Below are 5,044 nucleotides of genomic sequence, written 5' to 3' on the forward strand. Positions count from 1 at the left end.
TGGTGTCGATTGCCTCCAGCGAGTTCCTTGGGGCCCAGGTGCGCGCGGCCACCATGATTGCCACGCCATGGGACCTGCTGTTGAAGCTGGAAGACAGGCTGAACGCGCTCAAGGACGAAGACGATTGCGGCCGGGCCCTTGCCCTGCTGAGTCCTCCCGCTCCCGGGAACAGTCTGCCCGAGCTGAACGGCGCTTTTGTGGACAACCGGTGGCTGGATCCATCGCAGCGGGACGCACTACAGAAGGTCGCTGAGCGCGATGTCAGCTTCATCTGGGGTCCTCCGGGCACCGGCAAGACGTGGACCGTCGCCTACCTCGTGCGCGAACTCATCGAGCGCCACAAGAGTGTTCTGCTGCTGGCACACAGCAACGCGGCAGTCGACGTTGCGACGCTTGCCGTGGTGAACGCCTGCCGGGGGACACCGTACCTTGCCCAGGGCGCCATGATCCGATACGGCATCCTCATCAGGCGCGACCTCCTCGTCGAGTCCGACATCAACCCACTCAACATCCTTGCCAGGCGCAACGTTGACGCTGAGCGCTTTGTAGGTCTTCAGTCCAGACGCCGTGACCTGCTGGAACACGCGAAGCGAGAGGAGCTGTTCGACACTGCGGAGTTCGAGACGGTGCGGGGCGACATGGGCAAACTGCGTCACCGTGTCGACAAGGAACTGAAGAAGCTGGTTGCGGAGACGCAGGTCGTCGCGACGACACTGACAAAGCTGGCCTTGTCGGACGAACTGATGGAGCGCTCGTTCGACGTCGTCATCATTGATGAGGCGAGCATGTCGCTGGTGCCATATGACGTGCTGGCCGCATCGAGGGCACAGGGCAAAATCGTCTTCGCGGGAGACTTCATGCAGCTGCCCCCGATTGCCTCAGGTACCACGCCTGCTGTCCGCGAGTGGCTCCAGCGGGACATCTACCAGGTACGGGGCATCACGCAGGCAGTGCGCGCGGGTCAGGAAGTGCCCGACATGGCAATGCTGCGCACGCAGTACCGCATGCACCCGACCATCCGTTCAACCGTGAGCCGGCTGTTCTACCAGGACCGGCTGGACGACGGCGAGCGTATCATCGTCCGCACCAGTTCCATTGCGCGCCTGGCTCCGTTCGAGGGACAGGCCATGGCCGCCGTGGACACCTCGCTGCTGCAGACACGGTGCTACCGGGAGGTCAAGGGGTACTCCCGCCTCAACTTGGTGGAGGCGGTCACGGTGTTGACGATTGCCGCGGGCATGCTCTCTCGCTACCCGGATATCAGCATCGGGGTGGTGACGCCCTATACCGTCCAGGCGCGCCTGCTGGGGACCATGGCGCGCGAACTGGCTCTGGACCGGGAACGGCTGACGATCTCGACCGTCCACCGCTACCAGGGGTCTGAGGTGGACGTCGTCATCTTCTCGCTGACCGACGGAGAACCACAGTGGTCCATGTCGACACTGACACGGGGAAATCTGGAGGACTGGGACGTCGACCCGGCTCCTCGCCTGTTGAACGTCGCGCTTAGTCGTGCGCGCGGCAAGTTCATCCTGGTGGGCGACCTCGATTTCGTGCACGATCGTGGGGCGCAGGATTCGGTCCTGAGGCATATTGTCAGCATCATCGAGCAGGAGGGAGCTGTGCGGCGCGTTGACCCGAGGGCTCTCAGCGATGTCCGAGAGTGGTTGCCTAACCGTGTCGTGGACGGTCAGCGCATCGTCGTTGGGGAACGTGCCCGGCACCAGGGCTGGCTGCTCGAACAGGCCCGCAGCGCGCGCCACACGGTGACTGTGGGTGTGCCGCAGGGTGCCCACGTTTCACCTCTCATGGCACGTCTCCTGGCGTCGGTTTCACCGGACTGCCGTCTGCACTACGCCGACCATGACGGCCTGCGTGCAGCTGCGCGTCACTTCGGCGCGTCCGAGCCGTATCCCGGTGAGGGAGTCCTCGAGAGTTTCATCCAGATCGGTTCCCATCCGCTGGTGCTGGAGGGGACGCTGGAACGTGGAGCACGCTCGGCATACCTGGCTCTCGACCTGCCTGCGACCAACTGGTTCTTCCTCAAGAACGCGGGGTTCGTGCCCGAGTCTTTGCTTGGGCGCAATCCAGAGGCTGCAAAGGGCAAGGGGCGCAGACGCCGAGGATTCGGGGACGACATGACCGCGCAGGACACCGCGTCTGCATCAACGCCTCATCGCAGTGTAACGCCCGCGCAGCCGGAAGAGACGCCTCTGCCGCTCGCCGATGGGGAGCTCCTGGACCCCCGTCCATCGTGCGGCAGTTGACAGGGGACCGTCCTCCGCCACACTGATACTGAAGATGCATGTTTTCCGGAGGTGCTAATGTTCCTGCTAGTTGCTGTGCTGAACAGTGATGCACATGTACGCAAGGTACTCGAGGGTTTTACTGCCATTGATGTCGGTGGCGCAACTGTCATCGACAGCCGAGGCATGGGTCAGATGCTTGCAGCCGACATTCCGATCGTGGCCGGCATTGCTCGCCTGCTGGGTGGTTCGCCGGTGCAGGAGAGCAGTAGAACGATTTTCACGGTCATCAGCAACACGGAAGCCCTCGAGCGCGCCAAGAAGGTCGTGCTCGACGCCGTCGGGGACATGACCCAGAAGGGCGTTGGCATCATGTTCGTCGTCCCCGTCGCCGAGGCATACGGACTGATCGAGCCGGAACCGTTGCCCTCGGACACCCCCTAGCCGGACTTCGCTTCCGACCAGAATGGCTTGTTAGCTGGCTGGGCGGATGCCGATGGCCTGTCGCAGGGATTCGAACTGGGGCAGATCCATGAAATTGCCGGTGGCCGCAGTGAGCGACGGCGTTTCTTCGAAGTTGGTACGGGTCTGGAGGACGACGTCGAGAATGCGTGAACGCAGGAGGTGACACGCCTCTTCGATGCGCTTTCGTTCGCTGTCCCCTCCCTCGGCGCAGAATACCTCTATCTCGAGCCGCTCCACGAATTCGACGACCGGATCGTCTGCTGATGCCGATTCGTCGGAAGCCTGGACGAGTGTCGCCAACGGGATGACGTGATCTACGAGGACGTAGTAACCAAGTTGAAGAAGTCCTGCGACCGTCAGACGTGGCCGCATGCCCGCGAACCTGTCCCCGTAGCTGGTTGCCAACTCGCGCTCATAACGAGTGATGTTGGCGGCCATCAAGTCTACAGCCTGCTGGGCTGTCAGAGCCTGTTCGTCTGTCGAGCCGGCTGCACCCTCTTCCTGAAGGTCGGTATCAGGAGCCGTGCATTCCAGCACAGAGGTTGTGCGTTCGCGGTACAGGTCGACGAGCGTCCTCAGGACGGCGTGAGCGAAGAACCCGTTTTCGTCGACGAGATGGCTAGCTGCGGCTCCGGATGCCGCCGATCTTCTGGTCACTTCGGCGTCGACGGCCTTGCGGTCCGGACCGTCCTGTGATGAGAACCAGAGAGCAACGTCTGGATAAGCTGCGAGAAACCATGTCGGGAAGCCGATGGGATGCTGCATCGACAAGGCCATTTTGGCTGCCGATGGGGTCGGCTGGACTCCATTCTCCTCGGCCGCCTGTTCCATCAGCGCAGCCACGTTGGCGAGATAAACGGACGGAGCAATGCTATCGGGCATGAAGAACTCGCGGGCGTAGTGCTCGAACTGCTCAGCCTGCTGGTCCCCTTGTGGCAGATCTGTGATGCTATTTTCCCAGATGCGTGTGTTGATGTTCATGACAGGCCTCCCAGTGGACGAGTACGGTAGTCATGCGCCCCATGACTACAAGTTCATGCTACTGCCCCCACGTAGGTTTGTCAATCATGTCCAGCACGTCGTACTGGCATGCCGTTCCCCGCCTCATGATGGCGCTTCATTTCAGTGTGTTGCTATACTGCATGAAGGCGCGGTACAAGCGTTGACTGTCCGGCCGATTCGGAGGTACTGATGGAAGAACTCAACAGGGCACCCGTAGAAATCAGGGGCCTGGACGATATCCTGAAGATCGTTGTGAACCGCGGAGCCTCGGACCTGCATCTACAGGCNNTGTCGGGCGGCGCCATCGAAGCACTCGTGTACCCTATCATGAATGACGACCAGAAGGCCGTGTTCAAGCAACATCTGGACTTCGACTTCTCCTACTCGGTCAAAGGACTGGCGCGGTTCCGCGTGAACGTGTTCCGGCAGAGGGGATCGATGGCCGCGACCATGCGGCGCATCCCGTTCACCATCCCCGACCTCGATTCACTCGGGTTGCCAGACGTCGTGAAGAGTCTCACCAAGTTGGAGAAGGGCTTTGTGCTCGTGACGGGCCCGACCGGCCATGGCAAGTCGACGACGCTTGCGGCAATGATCGACAAGATAAACCAGGAACGCGACGTGCATACGGTCACCGTCGAGGACCCTGTTGAGTTCCTGTTCCAGCATCGCAAGGGCATCGTGGTCCAGCGGGAGCTGGGCGAGGATACGGAATCGTTCGCACATGCTCTGCGTGCTGTATTGCGGGAAGACCCTGATATCATTCTCGTGGGGGAGTTGCGAGACCTGGAAACAATTGCTGCAGCTCTGACGGCAGCTGAGACCGGACACCTAGTGTTCGGGACCCTGCACACTAATTCGGCTCCACAATCCATCGACCGTATCATCGACGTCTTTCCCGCCGGTCAGCAGGGTCAGATTCGCATCCAGTTGGCAAACGTCCTGTCAGCGATCGTGACACAGCAGCTTCTGACGCGCAAAGACGGCAACGGGCTGGTTGTGGCCACAGAAGTACTGATAGCGACACCGGCGGTCCGGAACCTTATCCGTGAGAACAAGTCCTACCAGATCGTCTCCACAATGCAGACGAGCGGCGCCATGGGGATGATGACGATGGAGAAGTGCGTCAAGGAGCTTGTAGCCAAGGGGATCGTTGCGGCCGACGTGGCCCTGCGGGCAGGAGTCAACGTCAGGGACTAGATCTAACATTGGAAATGCAAAAGGGGCGCGGCCATGGCCGCGCCCCTTCCTGTCATGCTCTGATTGATGCGCTGTTGCTAGGAGATGATGTCCGCCACCTGACGGGTGACGATGCCGGCGCTCTCGATGCT

The 5,044-nt window shown here is 61.3% G+C and carries 4 protein-coding genes; 3 read left to right on the forward strand and 1 reads right to left on the reverse strand.

Annotated elements, in window-relative coordinates; translation table 11 throughout:
- Together SMC5_RS08825 and SMC5_RS08830 are read left to right on the forward strand one after the other, a co-directional pair.
- Positions 1–2,267, forward strand: a 2,267-nt coding sequence (locus SMC5_RS08825; RefSeq protein ID WP_133299194.1) for a DEAD/DEAH box helicase, incomplete at its 5' end; no start/stop codon positions are given.
- Positions 2,268–2,324: 57 nt separating this feature from the next.
- Positions 2,325–2,690 (forward strand): P-II family nitrogen regulator, encoded by a 366-nt coding sequence (locus SMC5_RS08830; protein WP_119120413.1) that lies wholly within the window; start codon positions 2,325–2,327, stop codon positions 2,688–2,690.
- A gap of 30 nt (positions 2,691–2,720) precedes the next feature.
- Here SMC5_RS08830 and SMC5_RS08835 read toward each other — a convergent pair whose 3' ends face one another.
- On the reverse strand, positions 2,721–3,692 hold the full coding sequence (locus tag SMC5_RS08835; RefSeq protein ID WP_119120414.1) for a hypothetical protein: 972 nt from the start codon (positions 3,690–3,692) through the stop codon (positions 2,721–2,723).
- Positions 3,693–3,902: 210 nt separating this feature from the next.
- Here SMC5_RS08835 and SMC5_RS08840 point away from each other — a divergent pair, with 210 nt between their 5' ends.
- On the forward strand, positions 3,903–4,913 hold the full coding sequence (locus tag SMC5_RS08840) for a type IV pilus twitching motility protein PilT (protein WP_119120415.1): 1,011 nt from the start codon (positions 3,903–3,905) through the stop codon (positions 4,911–4,913).
- The last annotated feature ends 131 nt before the right edge of the window (positions 4,914–5,044 follow it).

It is taken from the genome of Candidatus Cryosericum odellii (genome assembly GCF_003570935.1).
Taxonomy (GTDB): domain Bacteria; phylum Caldisericota; class Caldisericia; order Cryosericales; family Cryosericaceae; genus Cryosericum; species Cryosericum odellii.